The sequence below is a fragment of the Jejuia spongiicola genome, from assembly GCF_023502325.1.
Classification (GTDB): domain Bacteria; phylum Bacteroidota; class Bacteroidia; order Flavobacteriales; family Flavobacteriaceae; genus Wocania_A; species Wocania_A spongiicola.
Window position 1 is genome coordinate 203,499 of the sequence record NZ_JAMFLZ010000005.1, and the last position, 19,841, is coordinate 223,339.

At 30.0% G+C, this 19,841-nt stretch carries 23 protein-coding genes; 10 read left to right on the plus strand and 13 right to left on the minus strand.

Translation table 11 applies throughout. The features are described 5' to 3' along the window. Positions 1-49: 49 nt before the first annotated feature. The 7 genes from recN to M3P09_RS13240 form a co-directional block, all read right to left on the minus strand. Positions 50-1,705, minus strand: coding sequence for a DNA repair protein RecN (gene recN, locus M3P09_RS13210; protein WP_249973495.1), 1,656 nt, complete (start codon positions 1,703-1,705; stop codon positions 50-52). 67 nt (positions 1,706-1,772) lie between these two features. Next, on the minus strand, positions 1,773-2,660 hold the full coding sequence (gene porD, locus M3P09_RS13215) for a type IX secretion system protein PorD (protein ID WP_249973496.1): 888 nt from the start codon (positions 2,658-2,660) through the stop codon (positions 1,773-1,775). After that, a complete protein-coding gene (gene coaBC, locus M3P09_RS13220; protein ID WP_249973497.1) occupies positions 2,653-3,864 on the minus strand; it encodes a bifunctional phosphopantothenoylcysteine decarboxylase/phosphopantothenate--cysteine ligase CoaBC in 1,212 nt (403 codons plus the stop codon). Before coaBC ends, porD begins: the two co-directional genes overlap by 8 nt. A 7-nt stretch (positions 3,865-3,871) precedes the next feature. Continuing rightward, on the minus strand, positions 3,872-4,201 hold the full coding sequence (locus tag M3P09_RS13225; protein WP_034040273.1) for a DNA-directed RNA polymerase subunit omega: 330 nt from the start codon (positions 4,199-4,201) through the stop codon (positions 3,872-3,874). Between the two features lie 12 nt (positions 4,202-4,213). Continuing rightward, positions 4,214-5,026, minus strand: coding sequence for an outer membrane protein assembly factor BamD (locus M3P09_RS13230; RefSeq protein ID WP_099563228.1), 813 nt, complete (start codon positions 5,024-5,026; stop codon positions 4,214-4,216). Positions 5,027-5,141: 115 nt separating this feature from the next. Then, complete coding sequence (dapA, locus tag M3P09_RS13235) at positions 5,142-6,023, minus strand: 4-hydroxy-tetrahydrodipicolinate synthase (RefSeq protein ID WP_249973498.1); 882 nt, start codon at positions 6,021-6,023, stop codon at positions 5,142-5,144. Then, positions 6,016-6,543 (minus strand): DUF6913 domain-containing protein, encoded by a 528-nt coding sequence (locus tag M3P09_RS13240; RefSeq protein ID WP_249973499.1) that lies wholly within the window; start codon positions 6,541-6,543, stop codon positions 6,016-6,018. Before M3P09_RS13240 ends, dapA begins: the two co-directional genes overlap by 8 nt. A gap of 124 nt (positions 6,544-6,667) precedes the next feature. Between M3P09_RS13240 and M3P09_RS13245 the strand changes: the two genes are divergently transcribed. Next, entirely contained in the window at positions 6,668-7,360 is a 693-nt protein-coding gene (locus tag M3P09_RS13245; protein WP_347709812.1) for a 5'-nucleotidase C-terminal domain-containing protein, read from the plus strand. Between the two features lie 8 nt (positions 7,361-7,368). Then, the gene (locus M3P09_RS13250; RefSeq protein WP_249973500.1) at positions 7,369-8,286 is read left to right on the plus strand and encodes a bifunctional metallophosphatase/5'-nucleotidase; all 918 of its coding nucleotides are present in this window, start codon (positions 7,369-7,371) and stop codon (positions 8,284-8,286) included. Here the strand turns inward: M3P09_RS13250 and M3P09_RS13255 are convergent. Then, complete coding sequence (locus tag M3P09_RS13255) at positions 8,283-9,032, minus strand: hypothetical protein (protein ID WP_249973501.1); 750 nt, start codon at positions 9,030-9,032, stop codon at positions 8,283-8,285. The two genes, M3P09_RS13250 and M3P09_RS13255, sit on opposite strands and share 4 nt — an antisense overlap. 178 nt (positions 9,033-9,210) lie before the next feature. Between M3P09_RS13255 and M3P09_RS13260 the strand changes: the two genes are divergently transcribed. Further along, positions 9,211-9,588, plus strand: coding sequence for a DoxX family membrane protein (locus tag M3P09_RS13260; RefSeq protein ID WP_099563234.1), 378 nt, complete (start codon positions 9,211-9,213; stop codon positions 9,586-9,588). Between the two features lie 8 nt (positions 9,589-9,596). Here the strand turns inward: M3P09_RS13260 and M3P09_RS13265 are convergent, their stop codons facing one another. The 4 genes from M3P09_RS13265 to M3P09_RS13280 form a co-directional block, all read right to left on the minus strand. Beyond that, positions 9,597-10,307: a hypothetical protein gene (locus tag M3P09_RS13265; protein ID WP_099563235.1), complete on the minus strand. Its 711-nt coding sequence runs from the start codon at positions 10,305-10,307 to the stop codon at positions 9,597-9,599. 86 nt (positions 10,308-10,393) lie between these two features. Beyond that, the gene (gene ligA, locus M3P09_RS13270) at positions 10,394-12,391 is read right to left on the minus strand and encodes an NAD-dependent DNA ligase LigA (RefSeq protein WP_249973502.1); all 1,998 of its coding nucleotides are present in this window, start codon (positions 12,389-12,391) and stop codon (positions 10,394-10,396) included. Further along, on the minus strand, positions 12,384-13,250 hold the full coding sequence (gene prmC, locus M3P09_RS13275) for a peptide chain release factor N(5)-glutamine methyltransferase (protein WP_249973503.1): 867 nt from the start codon (positions 13,248-13,250) through the stop codon (positions 12,384-12,386). Before prmC ends, ligA begins: the two co-directional genes overlap by 8 nt. A gap of 82 nt (positions 13,251-13,332) precedes the next feature. Beyond that, a complete protein-coding gene (locus M3P09_RS13280) occupies positions 13,333-13,824 on the minus strand; it encodes a GNAT family N-acetyltransferase (RefSeq protein ID WP_249973504.1) in 492 nt (163 codons plus the stop codon). A gap of 53 nt (positions 13,825-13,877) precedes the next feature. Here M3P09_RS13280 and M3P09_RS13285 point away from each other — a divergent pair, with 53 nt between their 5' ends. Genes M3P09_RS13285 through M3P09_RS13300 form a run of 4 tightly spaced genes read left to right on the plus strand, consistent with a single transcriptional unit; the run spans position 13,878 to position 16,548 of the window. Further along, positions 13,878-14,333 (plus strand): LEA type 2 family protein, encoded by a 456-nt coding sequence (locus tag M3P09_RS13285; RefSeq protein WP_249973505.1) that lies wholly within the window; start codon positions 13,878-13,880, stop codon positions 14,331-14,333. 2 nt (positions 14,334-14,335) lie between these two features. Continuing rightward, the gene (ribD, locus tag M3P09_RS13290; RefSeq protein WP_249973506.1) at positions 14,336-15,340 is read left to right on the plus strand and encodes a bifunctional diaminohydroxyphosphoribosylaminopyrimidine deaminase/5-amino-6-(5-phosphoribosylamino)uracil reductase RibD; all 1,005 of its coding nucleotides are present in this window, start codon (positions 14,336-14,338) and stop codon (positions 15,338-15,340) included. Further along, on the plus strand, positions 15,333-15,947 hold the full coding sequence (locus M3P09_RS13295) for an HAD family hydrolase (RefSeq protein ID WP_249973507.1): 615 nt from the start codon (positions 15,333-15,335) through the stop codon (positions 15,945-15,947). Before ribD ends, M3P09_RS13295 begins: the two co-directional genes overlap by 8 nt. Beyond that, complete coding sequence (locus tag M3P09_RS13300; RefSeq protein ID WP_249973508.1) at positions 15,940-16,548, plus strand: IMPACT family protein; 609 nt, start codon at positions 15,940-15,942, stop codon at positions 16,546-16,548. The genes M3P09_RS13295 and M3P09_RS13300 overlap by 8 nt, the downstream gene beginning before the upstream one ends. A 1-nt stretch (position 16,549) precedes the next feature. On the opposite strand, the gene M3P09_RS13305 is transcribed toward M3P09_RS13300, so the two are convergent. Further along, the gene (locus M3P09_RS13305) at positions 16,550-16,948 is read right to left on the minus strand and encodes an acyl-CoA thioesterase (protein WP_249973509.1); all 399 of its coding nucleotides are present in this window, start codon (positions 16,946-16,948) and stop codon (positions 16,550-16,552) included. A 186-nt stretch (positions 16,949-17,134) separates the two neighbouring features. On the opposite strand from M3P09_RS13305, the gene dnaA reads away from it, so the two are divergent. From dnaA to M3P09_RS13320, 3 genes are read left to right on the plus strand one after another with little or no spacing between them, the layout of a single operon-like run. Beyond that, the gene (dnaA, locus tag M3P09_RS13310) at positions 17,135-18,562 is read left to right on the plus strand and encodes a chromosomal replication initiator protein DnaA (protein WP_249973510.1); all 1,428 of its coding nucleotides are present in this window, start codon (positions 17,135-17,137) and stop codon (positions 18,560-18,562) included. Positions 18,563-18,611: 49 nt separating this feature from the next. Then, positions 18,612-19,064, plus strand: a complete 453-nt coding sequence (locus tag M3P09_RS13315; protein WP_249973511.1) for a low molecular weight protein-tyrosine-phosphatase — start codon at positions 18,612-18,614, stop codon at positions 19,062-19,064. 58 nt (positions 19,065-19,122) lie between these two features. Further along, entirely contained in the window at positions 19,123-19,839 is a 717-nt protein-coding gene (locus tag M3P09_RS13320) for an SAM-dependent methyltransferase (RefSeq protein WP_249973512.1), read from the plus strand. The last annotated feature ends 2 nt before the right edge of the window (positions 19,840-19,841 follow it).

The window sequence follows — 19,841 nt, forward strand, 5'->3', positions numbered from 1 at the left end:
ATGTTGATTGGTTTATTTGTGTTCAAAAATACTAATCTTTTAACTTTTCTTAATTAAATAATTCTTTTGCATGGGCAATCGCTGAAGAGGATGTTTCTGTACCGCCAAGCATTTGAGCTATCTCAATAATACGCTCATCATGATTTAGTTTAACTAAATTGGTTTGTGTAGTATCATTTACATCTTCTTTATACACTTTAAAATGCGAGTGCCCTTTGGCAGCAATTTGCGGTAAGTGTGTAATAGAAAATACTTGCATCGATTTACTCATTTGCACCATAATATCGCCCATTTTGTTTGATATTTCTCCAGAAACCCCAGTATCAATCTCATCAAACATAATGGTTGGTAATTGTATGTAATTAGATAATATTGATTTTATAGCTAACATTATTCTTGATAATTCCCCTCCAGAAGCGGCTTTTTTAAGCTCGTTAAAGTTTCCTCCTTTGTTAGCCGAAAATAAAAATGACAATTCGTCTTGTCCGTTTACAAAAAATTGTTCAGTTTTATATAAAACATCCATTTTAAATTGAGCATTAGGCATACCTAAGCTTGCTAAAACAGTTTCTAATTGCTCCTTTAATTGTGGAATAACTTCAGAACGTTTCTTATTAATTTGCTTTGAAATATTTTTAAGTTGACTTGTTTTAGATTTTATTTCAGATTGTTTTTTATCAATAGTAATATCTAAATTTTGTGTAACTGCAACTTTTTCTTCTAAGTCATTTTTAATTTTGATTAATTCTGAAACATCACTAGCAACATGTTTTTGCATTAAACTATGCAATACTTTTAGCTTTGAGTCCACTTCTTCTAGCCTATTTGGATTTGCTTCAAGGTTATCTTGTAATATGTCAATTTCATTAAAAACATCGTCTAAGTCTATTAAGCTGGTATTAACTCTATTGAATAAGTCTTCGTATTTTGAAGAGAATCCAGCGATATTTTGAAGGTTATTTTTAATAGTAGTAAGCGTTGATAAAACACCAATTTGCTCATCATTTAATAATTGATAGGATTCAGAAAGTTTTTCTTTTATCCCTTCAATATTATTTAAAGTTTCGTATTCTTCTTCAAGGGCTTGCTGTTCACCTTCAATTAAATTGGCTTCAACTAATTCATTCAATAAAAACGAATTATAATCATGTTCTTTAATCGCTTCAGCTTGAAAGTTATGTAGTTCTTGTAGTTCCTTTTGAAGTTTTTTATATGCTTTTAATTCTGTAGCATAGCTTTGTAATAATTCATCATTATTAGCCAAAGCATCAATTACCTGAAACTGAAAATCGTTGCTTGTTAATTGCAACGTTTGATGTTGTGAATGAATATCAACTAACCGCTCTCCTAAAAGCTGTAAACTAGCTAAATTTACAGGCGAATCGTTTACAAATGCTCTAGATTTTCCAGAAGGCAAAATTTCTCGTCGTATAATAGTTTGTGTTTCATAATCAAAATCCTCAGCATCAAAAAGTGGCTCTAAATTATAATGTGAAACATCAAAAACAGCTTCAATAATACATTTTTGAGTAGTATCTTTTAAGCTATTCAAATCTGCACGCTTGCCGAGTATTAAAGACAATCCACCTAATAAAATCGATTTCCCAGCACCTGTCTCTCCTGTTATAATTGATAAGCCTCCATTAAAATCGACTTGGAGATTATCAATTAAAGCGTAATTTTTTATTGAAAGTGAAGTTATCAATGGTCTTTAGATAATTATAAATTGTAAAAATAAAGATAGTAAATGTCTTTTACTTGTGCTGTGACATTCAAAATTTAATATTCCTCCATTTAGTAGATTGTGTAGGGGCAATTTTCTGAAGTGTTTCTTTAAGGCTAGAAATATTCACATTTGGTCCACCTGAAAAAACTTGTTCTATTTCATCTGCCTTAGCATCAAAAAATGTACGTAATAAAAAAGAGTTTGGCCTACGACTATTCATGGCTTTAAAACGCATTAAAACATCAGCTATTTGCTCTTTCCCTTCTTTTGCTTTTTCACTCATAATATCCAATCCTTGAATATGGTAGCTATACATCACATCTCTGTATTCTTTAAAAGTTGGAGATAATACATTATCAATTAATGCAAACCTACTTTGTAAACCGTCCTCTACTTTCCAGCCTTTAAAGTTTTCTTGCTGAGAATAATTAGTAATGATTTGTGCTTGTTGATAATAGGAATCACCACCTTTTTCTGAAAAAGAATCGGCATCAAGCGCCAATATCATATAAATATGAAATGCTAATACCGAGACTAAATTAGATTCAAACTGATTAGGGTTGAAAATTAAATTTTGAAACTCTAAATATCTGAATGTAAAATCTTTATCGTTAAAGCTATAAATTGGTGTACTATATGAAGATCCAAAAACTGGTCGTGAAGATTGCACTTGCAGAGTCCCTTGAAAAGCCTCTCCGCTAAAATCGGTAATACTAATTACCATACTACAATTAATGCGCTCTTGATTAGTAAAAGTTTTATTAGTCCATTTAGTATTATTAACAAACTCGTTTAGTTGCTTTTCTAAGGTTTTAAAAATCTGTAAATTTTCGTTACCTGTTTGCAAGGCGTTAACAACAACACTGCAGTTAAGTTCTTGCGAAAATCCTTTAAAACTAAAGCATACCAATAAAATTAATATGATATTACGCATCAATTTGTTTTATAATTTCGTTTAATAAATCTTTAGCAACATCTGCTTTAGACTTTAATTGAAATTCGGTTATTGTTTCATTATTATCAATAAAAGTAACTTTATTGGTTTCGGTTTTAAAACCAGCCCCTTTATCGTTTAACGAATTTAAAACAATTAAATTTAAATTCTTTCTTTTTAGTTTTCCTTTTGCGTTTTCAAGTTCGTTGTTTGTCTCTAAGGCAAAACCTACTAAATATTGCTGTTTTTTAATTTGTCCCAAAGATTGTAAAATATCTTTAGTTTTAGTCAACTCTATGCTTAACGTAGAACTTGCTTTTTTTATTTTTTGAGAAGCAATTTCTTTGGGCTTAAAATCTGCAACAGCCGCAGAAAGTATAGCTACATCAACATCTTCAAAGTATTCATGAGTAGTATTGTACATATCTTGTGCGCTAACTACTGGCACAACTTTAATTAATGAATGTTTTATTTTTTGATGTGTTGGCCCCGTAATTAAAATAACCTGAGCGCCAAGATTAGCGGATGTCTTAGCTATTTCGAACCCCATTTTACCACTCGAATGGTTTCCAATAAAGCGAACAGGGTCGATAGCTTCATAAGTTGGTCCTGCTGTAATTAGTATTTTCTTCCCGCGAAGCGGAAGCTTATCTAAAATGTCGTTTTCAACAAAAGTAACAATATCTTCGGGCTCTGCCATTCTTCCTTCACCAACTAAACCACTAGCTAACTCTCCACTTGTAGCAGGAATCATTATATTTCCAAAAGCATTAAGTTTTTCAAAAGACTTAAGTGTTGATGGATGTTTGTACATATCCAAATCCATTGCCGGTGCAAAATACACAGGACATTTTGCTGATAAATAAGTAGCCAAAAGCAAATTATCACAAACACCATTTGCCATTTTTGATAATGAGTTTGCCGTTGCTGGTGCAACAATAAAAACATCAGCCCAAAGACCTAAATCTACGTGATTATTCCATACAGCGTTATCATCATCTTCGTTTGTAAAAGATGAATGCACTGGATTTTTTGAAAGTGTGGATAATGTTAGTGGTGTAATAAAATCTTTTGCAGATGGCGTCATTACAACTTTTACGTTTGCGCCCGATTTTACAAACAACCTTACTAATGAAGCCGTTTTATAAGCGGCAATACCACCACTAATTCCTAATAGTATATTCTTGCCGCTTAGAATACTCATAATAATTTTATTCCTGAGAATCTTCTTCTGTATTTCTGTGATAAATTTTATCTGTTAACCATTCCTGAACTGCTAATGCATGTGGCTTTGGTAACTTTTCATAAAATTTAGAAACTTCAATTTGCTCTTTGTTTTCAAAAATTTCTTCAAGACTATCATTGTAAGTTGCAAATTCTTCTAACTTATCAATAAGTTCTTTTTTAATTTCTGAATTAATTTGTTCAGCGCGTCTTGCTATAATAGAAATTGATTCATAGATATTTTCTGTTGGCTCATCTATTTGATTTCTATCGTAAGTTACTGTATTAACCGGAGCGTTGGTTTTTTTTAAATCCATTGACATAATTTATTAACTTTTAGTGCTGTAATTTTTTAATGTTTCATCAATCTCTATAGCCATATTATCAATAGCTTCAATATGCTTTGAGTTTGTATATTTCTTTTTGAAAGCTTCGTAGTATTCTTTTGCTGTTTTTAGTCTAGCTTCTTTTTTATATTCTACACTGTTTATCCCTAGCTTATAAGCAGAATCAAATCTATAGAACAAAGCATCTTCACGTAATGTAGATCCTGGAAAATCGAAAATAAAATTATCAAACGATTTTATAGCAGCCTCAAGTTCAATAGAAGTGTATGCAATTTTATTGTATTGCTTAGCAATTTCAAATGCTTTTTTTTCTAATTTAAAATCCAACTCTTTAACTAACTCATTAGCCTCTTTACTATATTCAGATTCTGGATATAAATTAATAAAAGCTTGAAGTTTCTCAATAGCTTCGACAGTTTCTTTTTGATCTTTAGAGTAAATAGGCGAAAGCATATAATAGCTTTTGGCACTTAAAAACGAGGCCTCTTCTAATTTTTCACTTTTAGGATAACTTGAAGCAAAACGTTCAAATTGATAACCAGCTACATAATAGTCCTTCATTTTATAAAATGAATTGGAATATAAGAACATTAGTTTCTCAGCTTGAGGTTTCCCTCTATAATTTGGTACAATTTGAGCAAAAAGCTTGTTCGCTTTTGAATATTTACCCTCATTGTACAAAGCCTCTCCCATTTTAAATTTAGGAGCTATCTCTTCGTTTTTTAAAACTTTTTGATACTCGCTACAAGAGCTTAAAATAGTTAGTGTAATTGTAATGTAAAAAAACTTCTTCATAGATTTTAAAACAGAATGCAAAATTAAGTTATTATTATGGATTTTAAAAATATAATTTCTCTGCTAAAATAAATGTTGAATTGCAGTAACAGTAAGGTTTAAGTTATATTTAACATTACTTAAAGTCTTTTACGAATTCTGCTATTTTTTCTTTCAACGGATTTGATGCTGGAACTAATGGTAACCTAACTGTATCTTGACAAAGGTTTAGTGCCTCAAAAACAGCCTTTATTCCTGCTGGATTATTTTCTTCAAAAATATAATTAACAATATCCATGAGCTTAAAATGAATATCATAAGAAGCTTTTGCATTTCCCTTTAGTCCTAAACGTATCATTTCTGAAAAAGCTTTAGGAAAGGCTTGCCCAATAACCGATATAACTCCCGATCCTCCTGCTAAAACAACACTAAGCGCTAAATCATCATCTCCAGAAATCACCAAAAAATCTTCTGTTTTATTCTTTAATAATTGCAAGTATTGAGCAACATTATTACCTGCTTCTTTAACGGCTATTATGTTTTTAAAATCTTTAGATAACCTCAACGTGGTTTCTGGTTCCATGTTTTTTGATGTTCGCCCTGGAACATTATATAAAATAATATCTATAGGGCATGACTCTGCAATAGCTTTAAAATGCTGATACATGCCTTCCTGTGTAGGTTTACTGTAATATGGTGAAACCGATAAAATAGCATCGATATTACTTAGATCGGTTTCCTTTATTTCTTCAATAACCGCCATAGTATTGTTACCTCCTATCCCCAAAACCATTGGTACTCTACCATTATTAGCCTTGGAAATTGTTTGAATTACTTCCTGCTTTTCTTGTTTCGTAATGGTAACACTTTCTCCAGTTGTACCACAAATAACAAGATAATCAGTACCATTTTCAATATTGAAATTAACAATATTTGTTAAGGCTGTATGATCTATACTTAAATCTGATTTAAATGGCGTCACCAATGCCACTCCAGTACCTATAAACTTACTACTCATTTTTAATTTTATTTAATATAGTTAAGTATTTATTTAACTCTTTTTTAAATACGTCAAATTCGTTTAAACTAGTTTTTATTATTAAATCGTTTAAGCGTGCATCTGTTTGCAAAATGCCAATTTTAAATTTCGCTTTTGATGTTGCTGTTAACAATTTTAATTCTAACTCATCTTTAGTATAATAACTAATCAAGGCATCAAAACTTGTATTTAAAAACGATTGCAACTCAATGTTTTTAATGCTGCCATTCCAACCAAAGTCTTTAGGATTAAAACATTCATCCCAAGTGCTTAGGTTGTCTTTTTTATTAGTTGAAAACGCTATAATTTTAAGTCTATTTGGGCGCACATTAATATCATCTGCTAAAGCTCTAAACAGCTCAAAATCATCAACTTCATCAATATTTAAGATAACTCCTAAACTTTCTACCTTATTATCTACAACATTAACTTCGCGTTGCGACAACAGTTTATTTAGGTGTTTTTTATTAGATTTTTCTTTAAAACCTTTTAAAATCATTTATCTTTATACTTTTCGCAAAGGTAGGAAAACTGCATTCAAAAAAATTGGTTATTATATGAGGTTCACACATTTTATTTTTTTGTTAAATTTTTTTATTTTTTTTGGGTGCAAACAAGAAAAATTGCATCTAACAAAAATCCAAGGAGAACAAATTCAAATTACTGATAGTTTATCGTCAAATACAGAAATCGAATCATTTATTAAGCCTTATAGAGATCATATCCAAAAGGATTTAGATAGTGTTTTAGCATATTCTGTTGACTTGTATTCAAAAACTGATGGCGATTTAAACACTGCTGTTGGTAACTTTATGGCAGATGCTGTTTACAGCGAAGCCAATCCTGTTTTTAAGAGCAGAACAGGAAAAGATATTGATATGGTTTTACTAAACTATGGAGGTATTCGGTCTATTTTACCCAAAGGAAATGTTACAAAAAGGACTGCTTTCCAATTAATGCCGTTTGAAAATAGTGTAGTTGTTGTAGCATTGAAAGGTTCTCAAATTGATAGTATTGTTGAATATTTAAAAACAAGAAAAAGAGCCCATCCAATTTCTAAATTTAAACTAGTTCTTGACAAAGATTTTAATGTAATTGAAGCAAAAATTAACGAAAAAAATATTGACAAAAACAAAGTCTACCATGTAGCTACTAATGATTATTTATATAATGGGGGGAGCAATATGACATTTTTTAAAAATAATGATAGTCTATATGTTTTAAATTATAAGATAAGAAATGCCTTAATTGATAAATTCATAAAACTAGATACTATAAACCCCGTTATTGATGATAGGTTTATTCAAATAAAATAATTTGCTCGATGAAACGTAGAAATTTTATACAACAAGCAACCGCTGGTACCGCTTTAGTAACACTAGGAGGTTTAGGATTACAGTCTTTCACTTCTTCTTTAAAGACATCAAAGATTACTATTTTACACACAAACGATGTGCATAGTCATATCGATACTTTTGGTCCAGAAGATGGCAGAAACGCAAACAAAGGCGGTGTTGCTCGTAGAGCTAGTTTAATAGAGTCTATTAGAAAAGAAAACCCCAATACATTATTGCTTGATGCTGGCGATATTTTTCAAGGTACGCCTTACTTTAATTATTATGGAGGAGAACTTGAATTTAAGTTAATGAGCAAACTCAAATATGATGCAGCCACCATTGGTAATCATGATTTTGACAATGGTATCGAAGGTCTCTATACTCAACTACCTCATGCTCAATTTGATTTCATATCTGCAAATTATGATTTTTCAAATACTATTATGGACACGCATGTAAAACCTTATAAAGTATTTAAAAAAGGGGGCATAAAAATTGGTGTTTTTGGATTAGGAATAGAGTTAAACGGATTAGTTGATCCTTCCATGTTTAAAGAGACTAAATATTTAGATCCTATTGAAATATCTCAAGATATGACAAGAATTCTTAAAGAAGAAGAACAATGTGATCTAATAATCTGCTTATCCCATTTAGGGTATAATTACAGAAATAGTGAAACAAAAATTAGTGATTTAAAACTTGCAGCTGCAACAAAAAATATTGACTTAATTATTGGTGGACATACTCATACTTTTTTAAAGAAACCAACTATTGTTAAAAATGTTGAAAACAAAAATGTACTAGTTAATCAAGTTGGTTGCTATGGCATTAACCTTGGTAAAATTGATTTTTATTTAGACTCAAATAAAAATAAAACTGCCGATGGAACATCAATAATAGTTTAAGCAAAAATATTATCAGAATTATAACTATTCTGGGGTTTATCAAGAATTCTGGCGCTTTTATTTTCTTCCATAACATAATTTAATAAAAGATAAATACCAATTGCATAAATAACCCTTTCTAGCATAACAAAACTCCAACTGTAAACATAATACAAACTAACATAGTTTAGAATAGTTGAAAATACTAAGCATAGAGCAACCAATAAAAAAAGTATTGAGGGCTTTGTATCATTAGCTAAATATTTTCCAAAAGCTAAAAATATTAAGAGTATTAACGAAATGTTTTTAACTCCAAACAAGAACACCTCCAAACTATCTGGCACAATTGCCTTTAATATACCATATAACGTATATAAAAAATAAGCATTTATTAAAAAAACTACTATTAAGTATGTACCAACCACTTTATCAACCTCAAAAAACTTAAATTTAGAAATTGCAATACCTATTAAACATATATAACTTAAAAAATAAAAAGTACTAGAAGCCTTAATAAAAATATCATTTTCAAAAAAAGCCAACGAAGCATCTCCTAAAAAAGAAAATATAAAAAAAGAAATAACAGGAAGGCTTAACGATTTATTTTTTACGAAAAAAAAGATTAAAAAAACAGGAATGAATAACGCCTTAGTAGTTTGTAAAGCTAAAACATCTTCGCTATAAGTTCCTAAAATAGTAACCGTAATAAGAAGTAATAATGCGCCAAAAAAAACCTTATTAAAGCTAAGTAGAAGTAAATCTTTCATGGTATTTTTATAAGTAGGTTGAAAACAAATATATAAAAAAAATTAATTACAGCGTCAAAATCACGCTTTTCATCGATTATTTTGTTAGTATTTAGCTTTTTAGCGATAAAGATGTAGTTACAAAAAACAGTTATATTAGTTGTCTATATACTATTTAATTAATTTTATTTATAAGAATATGAAAAAGCACATTCCATTAGCATTACGAATAATTGTTGCAATTATTTTAATTCAAACACTCCGATTCAAATTCACTGCGCACCCAGATAGTGTATATATTTTTGAAACCGTTGGATTAGAACCTTTTGGAAGAATTGGCATAGGCGTTTTAGAACTTATAGCCGGTATATTATTATTGATTCCTAAAACTGTATGGCTTGGAGCATCTATAACAATTGGTGTTATTTCTGGTGCTATTTTTATGCATTTAACTAAACTTGGTATTGATATAAATAATGATGGAGGCATTTTATTCTTTACAGCTGTAGCAACTTTTGTACTCTCTGCAATAATTCTTTATATATACAGAAAAGATATTCCTTTTATAAATAAATAAAAATATAATTATTCTTCTATTATCATTTCTTCAACTGGTTCTTCAACCAATTTAGATTGTTGGTACAAGAAATAGAATGCTAATACAAATAAAGAAACAGAAATAAAGTTAAGTATATTTTGGTGTGCTACATACAAATAAGCCACATTAATAACTTCACTAAAAACAATACATAAAGCTCCAAAAAATAAGAACAAAGACTTCTTATTATCTTTATAGAAGTAATTTAGAAGAGATACTGATAATAACAAAAGCATAATAATGTTATATGTAATCTCCAATAAATATTCATTTGTCATTTCTAAAAATGGGCTTACCGCTTCTTGTAAAATATATGCTATATAAGTATTTAACCCCATTAGCACTATTATATGAATCTTGAAATTTTTTATAACATGAATTCCACAAACAGATCTACATATCTCAATTAAAAGAAAAGCGTATGACAACATACTTAAAGTATTTCCTATAAAATAATAATAAAGATAAGGAACAAAGTCAATGGTAAAAAACGCTAATTCTGACAACGAATAACATACCAAAAACAACCCAAAAAACAGTGTTTTGGGTTTAATTGTAATATAATAAAGTAATGCAATTAATGGGAATATAGTCGAGCTAAAGCTAGATGCCATCAACTCATTTCCATTAAATTGAAAAACAATAAAAAGGACATAAGCTAATACAATTAAACCAATCAAGACTTTCGACTTGTACATAACAGCAATTTACAGTTAGGGTACAAATATAAAAATATTTTACAATTAAGCGATAAAAAAATACATTTTATCGATAAAAATTAATTTTATTGTATTTTTTGTAAGAATTGATACTCATTTATTATAACAATATCTAGCTTTTCTGCTTTTTGCTTTTTACTAGGTCCCATATTTGTTCCTGCAACTATAAAACTTGTTTTTGAAGAAATAGAACTGCTTACCTTACCACCGTTATCTTCTATAAGCTTTTTTAAATCATTTCTTGATATTGATTCGAAGACACCAGTTACTACAATTGATTGTCCTTGTAAAATATTTGTCTGACCAATAAGTTGATCTGCAGACATTTCTAACTGAACTCCAAATTGTTTCAATCTATCTAATATTAATATGTTTTTTTCTTCTTTGAAAAAAGACAACACACTTTCTGCAATTTTAACACCTATTTCGTCAACATTTACTAAATCTTCACCTGATGCCATGGCTATCGCATCAATGCTTTTATAATGCTTAGCTAATTTTTTGGCCACAGTTTCTCCAACAAACCTAATACCTAAAGCAAACAGAACACGTTCAAATGGAATTTGCTTAGAAGCTTCAATGCCCAAAACTAAGTTTTCTGCACTTTTTTCTGCCATACGCTCTAAAGGCATCACCTGCTCTTTTGTTAATTCATATAAATCAGAGTAATTATTAATTAGGCCTTCATTAACTAAAAGCGCGACAGTTTCTCCTCCTAAACCATCTATATCCATTGCTTTTCTAGATATAAAATGTTGAATGCGTCCTATTATCTGAGGGTTACATCCATTATAATTTGGGCAATAATGCTGAGCTTCTCCTTCTTGTCTTACTAATTCGGTATTACATTCTGGGCAATTTGTTATATATAGTGTTGGATTAGAAAACGAGTCTCGTTTAGTAAAATCTACAGCAATAATTTTAGGGATAATCTCTCCTCCTTTTTCTACAAACACCTCATCACCTACTCTAATATCTAATTTTTCTATTTGATCTGCATTATGTAATGATGCACGTTTTACAGTTGTTCCTGCCAACTCAACAGGTTCTAAATTAGCAACAGGGGTTATGGCTCCTGTTCTACCAACTTGATATGTTATATTGTTTAATTTAGTTGAAACCTGTTCAGCTTTAAACTTATATGCCATTGCCCAACGAGGTGCTTTTGCAGTATACCCCAATTCTTCTTGTTGTTGCAAATTATTTACTTTAATAACAACACCATCGGTTTCATATGGCAAATTGTGTCGGTGCACATTCCAGTATTCTACAAATTCTAAAACCTCATCAATAGAACTAACCAATTTTGCAGCATCTGGCACTTTAAAACCCCACTGTCTTGCTTTTTCTAAACTCTCATATTGTGTGCGAATTCCTAAATTAGAACCCGTAAGATTGTACAATAGACATTCTAAAGGCCGTTTTGCAACTTCAGCACTGTCTTGTAATTTCAAACTACCAGATGCTGTATTTCTAGGATTTCTATAAGGTTCTTCGCCTAGCTCAATGCGCTCTTCATTCATTTTATTAAACCCGTCAAATGGCAAAACTATTTCTCCTCGAATATCAAATTTTGGTAGATAATCGCCTTTTAACTGCAAGGGCACTGATTTTATGGTTTTTATATTAGCAGTAACATTATCTCCTTGAAAACCATCCCCTCGTGTTACAGCTCTTACCAATAATCCATTTTCATACGTCAAACTTATAGAGGCTCCATCATATTTTAACTCACAGGTATATTTAATATCACCATCTACTAACTTTTTGATACGTGCCTCCCAATCTTGCAAATCTTCTTTTGAGTACGAATTATCTAATGAGTACATACGATGTTCGTGCACAATAGTTTCAAAATTTTTAGTAATAGCACCTCCAACACGTTGAGTAGGTGAATTAGTATCAAAAAATTCAGGATGCTTAGCTTCGAGTTCTTGCAACTCTTTCAATTTTATATCGAAATCATAATCTGAAATTGTGGGATTATCAAGAACGTAATAATTGTAATTGTGTTCTCTAAGTTCGTTACGTAGGTTTTCTATATGTTGTTGAATGTTACTCATTAGCAATTTCTCCTTTTATCATTCTATCTTTTTTAAAGATATCTAGTTTTAATTCTATGTTTTTAAAGCGTTTCTCTTTTAGTAGCTGAATCATGCTGTTTCCAAGATATTCATTGATTTCAAAAAACAGCATACCTTTATCATTCAATGTAGTTCTTGCAAAATCCGAAATAGTATTATAGAATAATAATGGATTCTCGTCTTTTACAAATAACGCCAAATGAGGTTCATTGCTTAATACATTATCTTTCATTAGCTGCTTTTCTTGCTCTCTAACGTATGGAGGGTTAGATACAATAATATCAAATTTTTGCAATGCAGAAACATATTCATCACAACTCACATTCAATATATCAGCTTTAACAAATTTAACTTCAACAGCATTTAATTCTGCATTTTGTTTAGCTATTTTTAGTGCTTCTTTACTTATATCTAAAGCATAAACTTTAGCATTTGGTATATTTTTGGCTAAAGCAATAGCGATACAACCACTACCAGTGCCAATATCTAAAATTCTGAATTCTGATTTTTGATCTCTTAACTCCGAAATCACCCACTCTACTAATTCTTCTGTTTCTGGTCGTGGTATTAAAACATGATTATTCACTTTAAACTGTAATCCATAAAATTCAGTTTCACCTAAAATATACTGAATAGGCTCTTCTTGTTTTAAACGATTTAAAGCATCAATGATAATGTTTTGGTTTTCAATTTTAAAATCTGGTTCCATAGCTAATTTTAATCTCGATACATTATAAAACGAATCAATCAGCATAAAAAAAAAGCTATCTATTTCTTCTTTTTCATAAAAGGAATCTAACGCTTTATGAAATGTGTTTTGAATATCCTTTAATTTCATCTATTCAAATTGTTTTTTATTTGACAGATGTAATTCACATAAAAACGTATCTAATAGTATTGCAATTAAAGTAATGCTCATATCATAAATCTTTTATCATCCAAACACCGCAAGAATAGTGTCCTGTATTTCCTAAAGCACCTTTTAAATGTTTAAAGCCATAACTTTCGTAAATATGAATGGCAGCTTTAAGTTGCGATGCCGATTCTAAATAGCACTGTTTATAACCCATTTTTTTTGCAGCTTCCATGCATTTTTCAAACATAAGCTTACCGTAACCTTTCCCTCGTACTTCTGGCGAAAAATACATTTTTTGTATTTCACAAACATCACTCTCAAAATCCTTTAAAGGTTTAATGCCACCACCACCTAGTATGCTACCATTATTATCAATAACATAATAGACTTCGTTTAGATTTTGGTAAGACTCATACATCTTTGGCGTTTCATTATCTGTATATGCTGTACCTTCTAACGGAATTTTAAACTCATGGAAACATGCTCTGATAATAGCTTCGATTTGAGCATTATCTTCAGGCTTAATTTCTCGAATAACTATAGTATCTTTACTCACTTTAAAATAATAATTTTATGCAAGTGAAGATACTTAAATATAAAAAAAGCAAAGTGAAGAGTTTTATTATTTTATCAACAATATTGTTTACTTTTTTAGGGTGTTCGGTTAAAGAAAAACCTGTGTTTTTAAATGTTGAAAACATTAAGGTTATTGAATCTACTTCTAGGTATGTAACATTTACTGCTGATGCTTTGTTTTTAAACCCAAATGATATTGGTGGTGAATTAAAAACTGAAGAAATTAAAGTATTTGTTAATGACACTGAAATGGCTTCTGTTTCAACCGAAAGTTTTAAAGTGCCAGCAAAAAAAGAATTCTCCATTCCTTTAAAAGCCAATATTCCAACTGACAGTATTTTTAGTAACAAAAACCTTGGCGGGTTAATAGGTAGTTTGTTTAGCAAAAAACTTAAAGTACAATATAAAGGCGACATAATATATAAGGTATTAGGGTTTTCGTACACCTATAATGTAGATAAAACTGAAAATGTAAAGATTAAATTATAGCATTGAACAACCACGAGACATATATAAAACGCTGCTTAGAAATTGCTGAAAACGGATTAGGAACAACAAGACCAAACCCTATGGTTGGTTCAGTAATTATTCACAACAACAGTATAATTGGCGAAGGTTACACTAGTAAATACGGTGAAAACCATGCCGAAGTAAATGCCATAAATTCTGTTTCGGATAAATCATTGTTAAAAGAAGCAACTCTTTATGTGACTTTAGAACCTTGCTCTCATTTTGGAAAAACACCTCCTTGCAGCGATTTAATCATCAAACACCAAATACCAAATGTGGTAGTTGGTTGTATTGATGACAATGTTAAAGTAGCAGGAAAAGGCATCGAAAAACTTAAAAATGCTGGTTGTAATGTTATTGTTGGGGTTTTAGAAAATAAATGTAAAAGTCACCACAAACGCTTTTTTACATTTCATAATAAAAAACGTCCTTATATTATTTTAAAATGGGCAGAAACTCTAGATGGATTTATTGCTCCAGAAACTAAAGATGAACAAAAACCAGTTTGGATTACTAATGAATGCTCTCGACAACTAGTCCATAAATGGCGTACCGAAGAACAAGCTATTTTAGTTGGAACTAATACTGTTTTAAATGATAACCCAAGCTTAACTTCACGGAGTTGGATTGGACAAAACCCAATAAGAGTTGTTATTGATAAAGACAATAAACTATCGAAAGGTTATACTGTATTTAATAATGAAGCTGAAACAATTATTATTAATAAAAACATCATTGATTTTTCAACCCATATAGCAAAACAAATTTGTGGCGTTTTGTTTCAAAAAAGCATAAACTCTATAATTATTGAGGGAGGCACAAAAACACTTCAAACTTTTATAGATGAAAACCTTTGGGATGAAGCTCGTGTATTTACAGGAAACAATTCATTTAATACCGGTATTAAAGCTCCTAAGTTTAATAGAGTCGCTTTATCTGAAGAAAAGATAAAAACTGACACTCTCAAATTTTACAAAAATGATTAAAACCATAATTTTCGATTTTGGTAATGTTTTTATTGATTTAGACCTAGAAGAAGCTTTACAGTACGCTCTTAAAACGTTTAAAATTGAATCTATTTCAGATGAAATGATAGCCTTTAATAGTTTATACGAACAAGGATTAGTCTCTACTGATGAATTTCTTGAATTTTATACTGAAAATTTCCCAAAATTATCAAAAGAAGAGCTCATTAAAGTTTGGAACTATATGCTTAAAGATTTTCCTGAACATAGATTAGCTTTTTTAAAAGAGCTTAAAGCATCTTCAAAATACAAACTCATTTTATTAAGCAACACAAACGAGCTTCATATAAATTGGATAAAACAGCATGTTTTGTTTTACAATGATTTTAAAAATTGCTTTGATGCCTTTTATTTATCTCACGAAATTCATTTAGTAAAACCAAACAAAAATATTTTCGAATATGTTTTAAACGAAAACAGATTAAAGGGAAATGAATGTTTGTTTATTGATGATAATAAAGACAATATAAGTACCGCTGAATCTTTAGCAATTAAAACTTGGCACATCAATCCGAAAACAGAAGATGTAGCACATCTTTTTAATATTAAAAATCATTTGTTTGACTGAAAGAGATACTTATAAAACTATTAGTAAATCAACTGAATCTATTTTATTTAAAGATAAAAACAGTAAGTTTTTTGGTTACGCCTTTCCTGTAACTACAGAAGATGATGTTAAATTTTACATAAAAAAACTAAAGAAAGAACATCACGCAGCAAGACACTGGTGCTACGCATACCAGATAGGAAAAGAAAAAACAATCTATCGTGCTAATGATGATGGCGAACCAAACAATTCAGCTGGTATGCCAATATATGGTCAAATACAATCTTATAATGTTACTAATATATTAATTGTAGTAGTACGTTATTTTGGCGGTGTTAAATTAGGCGTTGGCGGTTTAATTAATGCTTACAAAACAACTGCACAATTAACTTTGGACGCTTCCAATATTTTAAAAAAAACAATTAATGTAGATTACTTAATTACGTTTGATTATAAAAATATGAATACGGTAATGCGTATTATTAAAGAGAAAAGCTTAAATATTATTAATCAAAAATTAGAGATGGATTGTCAAATCACAATTTCGGTAAGAAAAAAAGAAGCCAATCAAATTTTTGAAATTTTTAATCATTTATTCGAAATCGACATCAAACCAATATAAATTATAGTTTAATTGTCTCTAAAATATACTCTGGAGCTCTAACTGGTCTATTCGTTTTCATATCAATAAAAACTAAAGTAGTTTCAGCAGTTGTTAAAACATCTCCTTCCTCATTAGTAATTTCATACTCAAATTCAATCTTAGCTGTTGGTGCTTTTTTTAGTTGAGTTTTTACATTAATTACATCATCATAACATGCTGATTTTTTATAGTTTATATTCAAAGAAACTACCGGTAACATAATTCCGTTTTCTTCCATGGTCTTATACGAAATTCCTTGTTTACGTAACCACTCAATACGCCCCATTTCAAGATATAATGCATAATTGCCGTGATATACTACTCCCATTTGGTCAGTTTCACCATATCTCACTCTTATTTGTATTTCGTCGAATTTCATAGGGATTATTAAATATTTTTTTGTAGTTTCGGCTAGAGCTTAAACATGAGGAAAAATTTCTAAAAATTCAATAGTAAATCATTTTTTTTTTAAGAATTTTGTTCACATATTTGCCAAACCAAGAGGGGAAATGAAAATATCAATTTTCATTTTAAAGACTAACTAACAAAACTACAAAAATTAACAATGAGTATAACTGCGCAATCGGTATGGAATAATTGTCTCGAATTTATAAAGGATAACATCCAACCGCAAGCATACAAAACTTGGTTCGAGCCAATAAAAGCAGTTAAACTTACTGATAATGCTTTAAGCATTCAAGTACCTAGTAAATTCTTTTACGAATGGCTTGAAGAGCACTATGTAAAAATCCTTAAAGTATCACTTACTAAAGAATTAGGAGAAAAAGCCAAGCTTGTTTACATTATTAAAATGGAAAACACTTATGGCAACAAGCAACCATTTACAGAAAAAATACCAAGCTCTAACAGAGGTTCCGTAAAAGCTCAAGATGTTGATATTCCCTTAAACAATAAAAGTCCAGAGTTGCGAAATCCGTTTGTTATTCCTGGAATTAGAAATGTAAAGATTGAATCTCAACTTAACCCAAATTATAGCTTTGAAAACTTTTTGGAAGGTGATTCTAATCGCTTAGCTAGAAGTGCTGGATTAGCTGTTGCTGCTAAACCCGGTGGAACATCATTTAATCCATTACTAATTTTTGGAGGTGTTGGCTTAGGTAAAACCCATTTAGCTCATGCTATAGGTGTTGACATTAAGGACAAATATCCAGAAAAAACAGTTTTATATATTTCTGCTGAAAAATTTACACAACAATATATAGACTCTGTAAAAAAGAATAATAGGAATGATTTTATTCATTTTTATCAAATAATTGATGTTTTAATCATTGATGATGTACAATTCCTTTCAGGAAAATCTGGAACTCAAGATGTTTTCTTCCATATATTTAATCATTTACATCAAAACGGAAAGCAGGTTATTTTAACAAGTGACAAAGCTCCAGTTGACATGCAAGATATTGAGCAACGCTTGTTATCTCGTTTTAAATGGGGGCTTTCTGCAGAGTTACAAAATCCAGATTTTGAAACTAGAGTTTCAATATTAAAAAACAAACTTTATAGAGATGGTGTTGAAATGCCAGAAGATATTGTAGAGTATGTTGCTAAAAACATCAAAACAAATGTTAGAGAATTAGAAGGTGCTATTATATCGTTAATTGCACAATCTTCATTCAATAAAAAAGAAATTACCATTGAGCTTGCTAAACAAATAGTTGAGAAATTTGTTAAAAACACAAAACGCGAAGTATCGATTGATTATATTCAAAAAATTGTGTCTGATTATTTCCAAATGGATGTTGACACACTACAATCAAAAACTAGAAAACGCCATATTGTACAAGCAAGACAACTAGCCATGTTTTTTGCTAAAAAGTTTACTAAAGCATCCTTAGCTAGTATTGGCTCACAAATAGGTAAACGCGATCATGCTACAGTATTACATGCTTGTAAAACAGTAGACAATTTATCTTCAACTGATAAACAATTCAGAAAATATGTTGAAGATATCACTAAAAAACTTTCGGTTTAAATTTAAAACAAACTCCTAATTATTATTTTAGGGCTCACAAAAAACTATTATGACTAAAATTCTCATGGTCTGTTTGGGTAATATATGTCGTTCACCATTAGCCGAAGGTATTATGCGTTCTAAATTAACAAGTGATGATGTTATAGTAGATTCTGCAGGAACAGCAAACTACCATATTGGAAACTCTCCCGATAAACGATCAGTTAGTGTAGCAAAAAAATATGGTATAAATATTTCTCATTTAAAAGGACGTCAATTTAATATATCAGATTTTGATGCATTTGACATGATCTATGCTATGGACGAATCTAATTTTAAGAACGTGATTGCTTTAGCTAGAAATGACGAAGATATTACTAAAGTAAAACTTATTTTAAATGAAGTTTACCCAAATCAAAACTACAATGTACCAGACCCATATTACGGTGGTGATGAAGGTTTTGAAGATGTTTACAAAATGCTTGACGAAGCTTGCAACATCATTTCAGAAAAATTACATTAAAATAAATTAAATATTATATTTTAGTATTTTACATATTTAAATACTTTAGAAAACCTATATGAGTCCTGCTTTTGGAAAATTATATCTTATACCAACAACATTAGGAAACAATGCACCTCTTGAAGTTTTACCAATGTCTGTAAAGAAAGTAATTGAACAAATAAATACTTACATTGTTGAAAATGAAAAAACAGCACGGCGTTTTATAAAAAAGATTAGCTCAGGAAAATCGCAAGCTGCTTTGGAGATGTTTCATTTAAATAAATTTACTGACGCAAGTGAATTACCTGAGTTTTTAGAGCCCTGTTTAAAAGGTATAAACGTTGGGTTATTATCAGAAGCTGGTTGCCCTGGTATTGCAGATCCTGGTGCAGATGTTGTAAAATTAGCGCATCAAAAAAATATAAAAGTAATACCTCTCGTAGGCCCTTCTTCTATTTTAATGGCATTAATGAGTTCTGGTATGAATGGACAAAACTTTGCTTTTAGTGGGTATTTGCCAATTGATAAAGGAGAAAGAAAAAAAGAAATAAAACGTTTAGAACGCTTATCATTTGAAAATAATCAATCACAAATTTTTATTGAAACACCATACCGAAATAATAAAATGATTGAAGATTTAAGCAATATCTTAGAAAACAATACTGATGTTTGTGTTGCTTGCGATATTACTTTAGCTACAGAGTTTATAAAAACTCAAACTGCAAATGAATGGAAAAAAAATATGGTAGACTTTCATAAAAGACCTACCATATTTATTATTCATAAAAGCTAAAT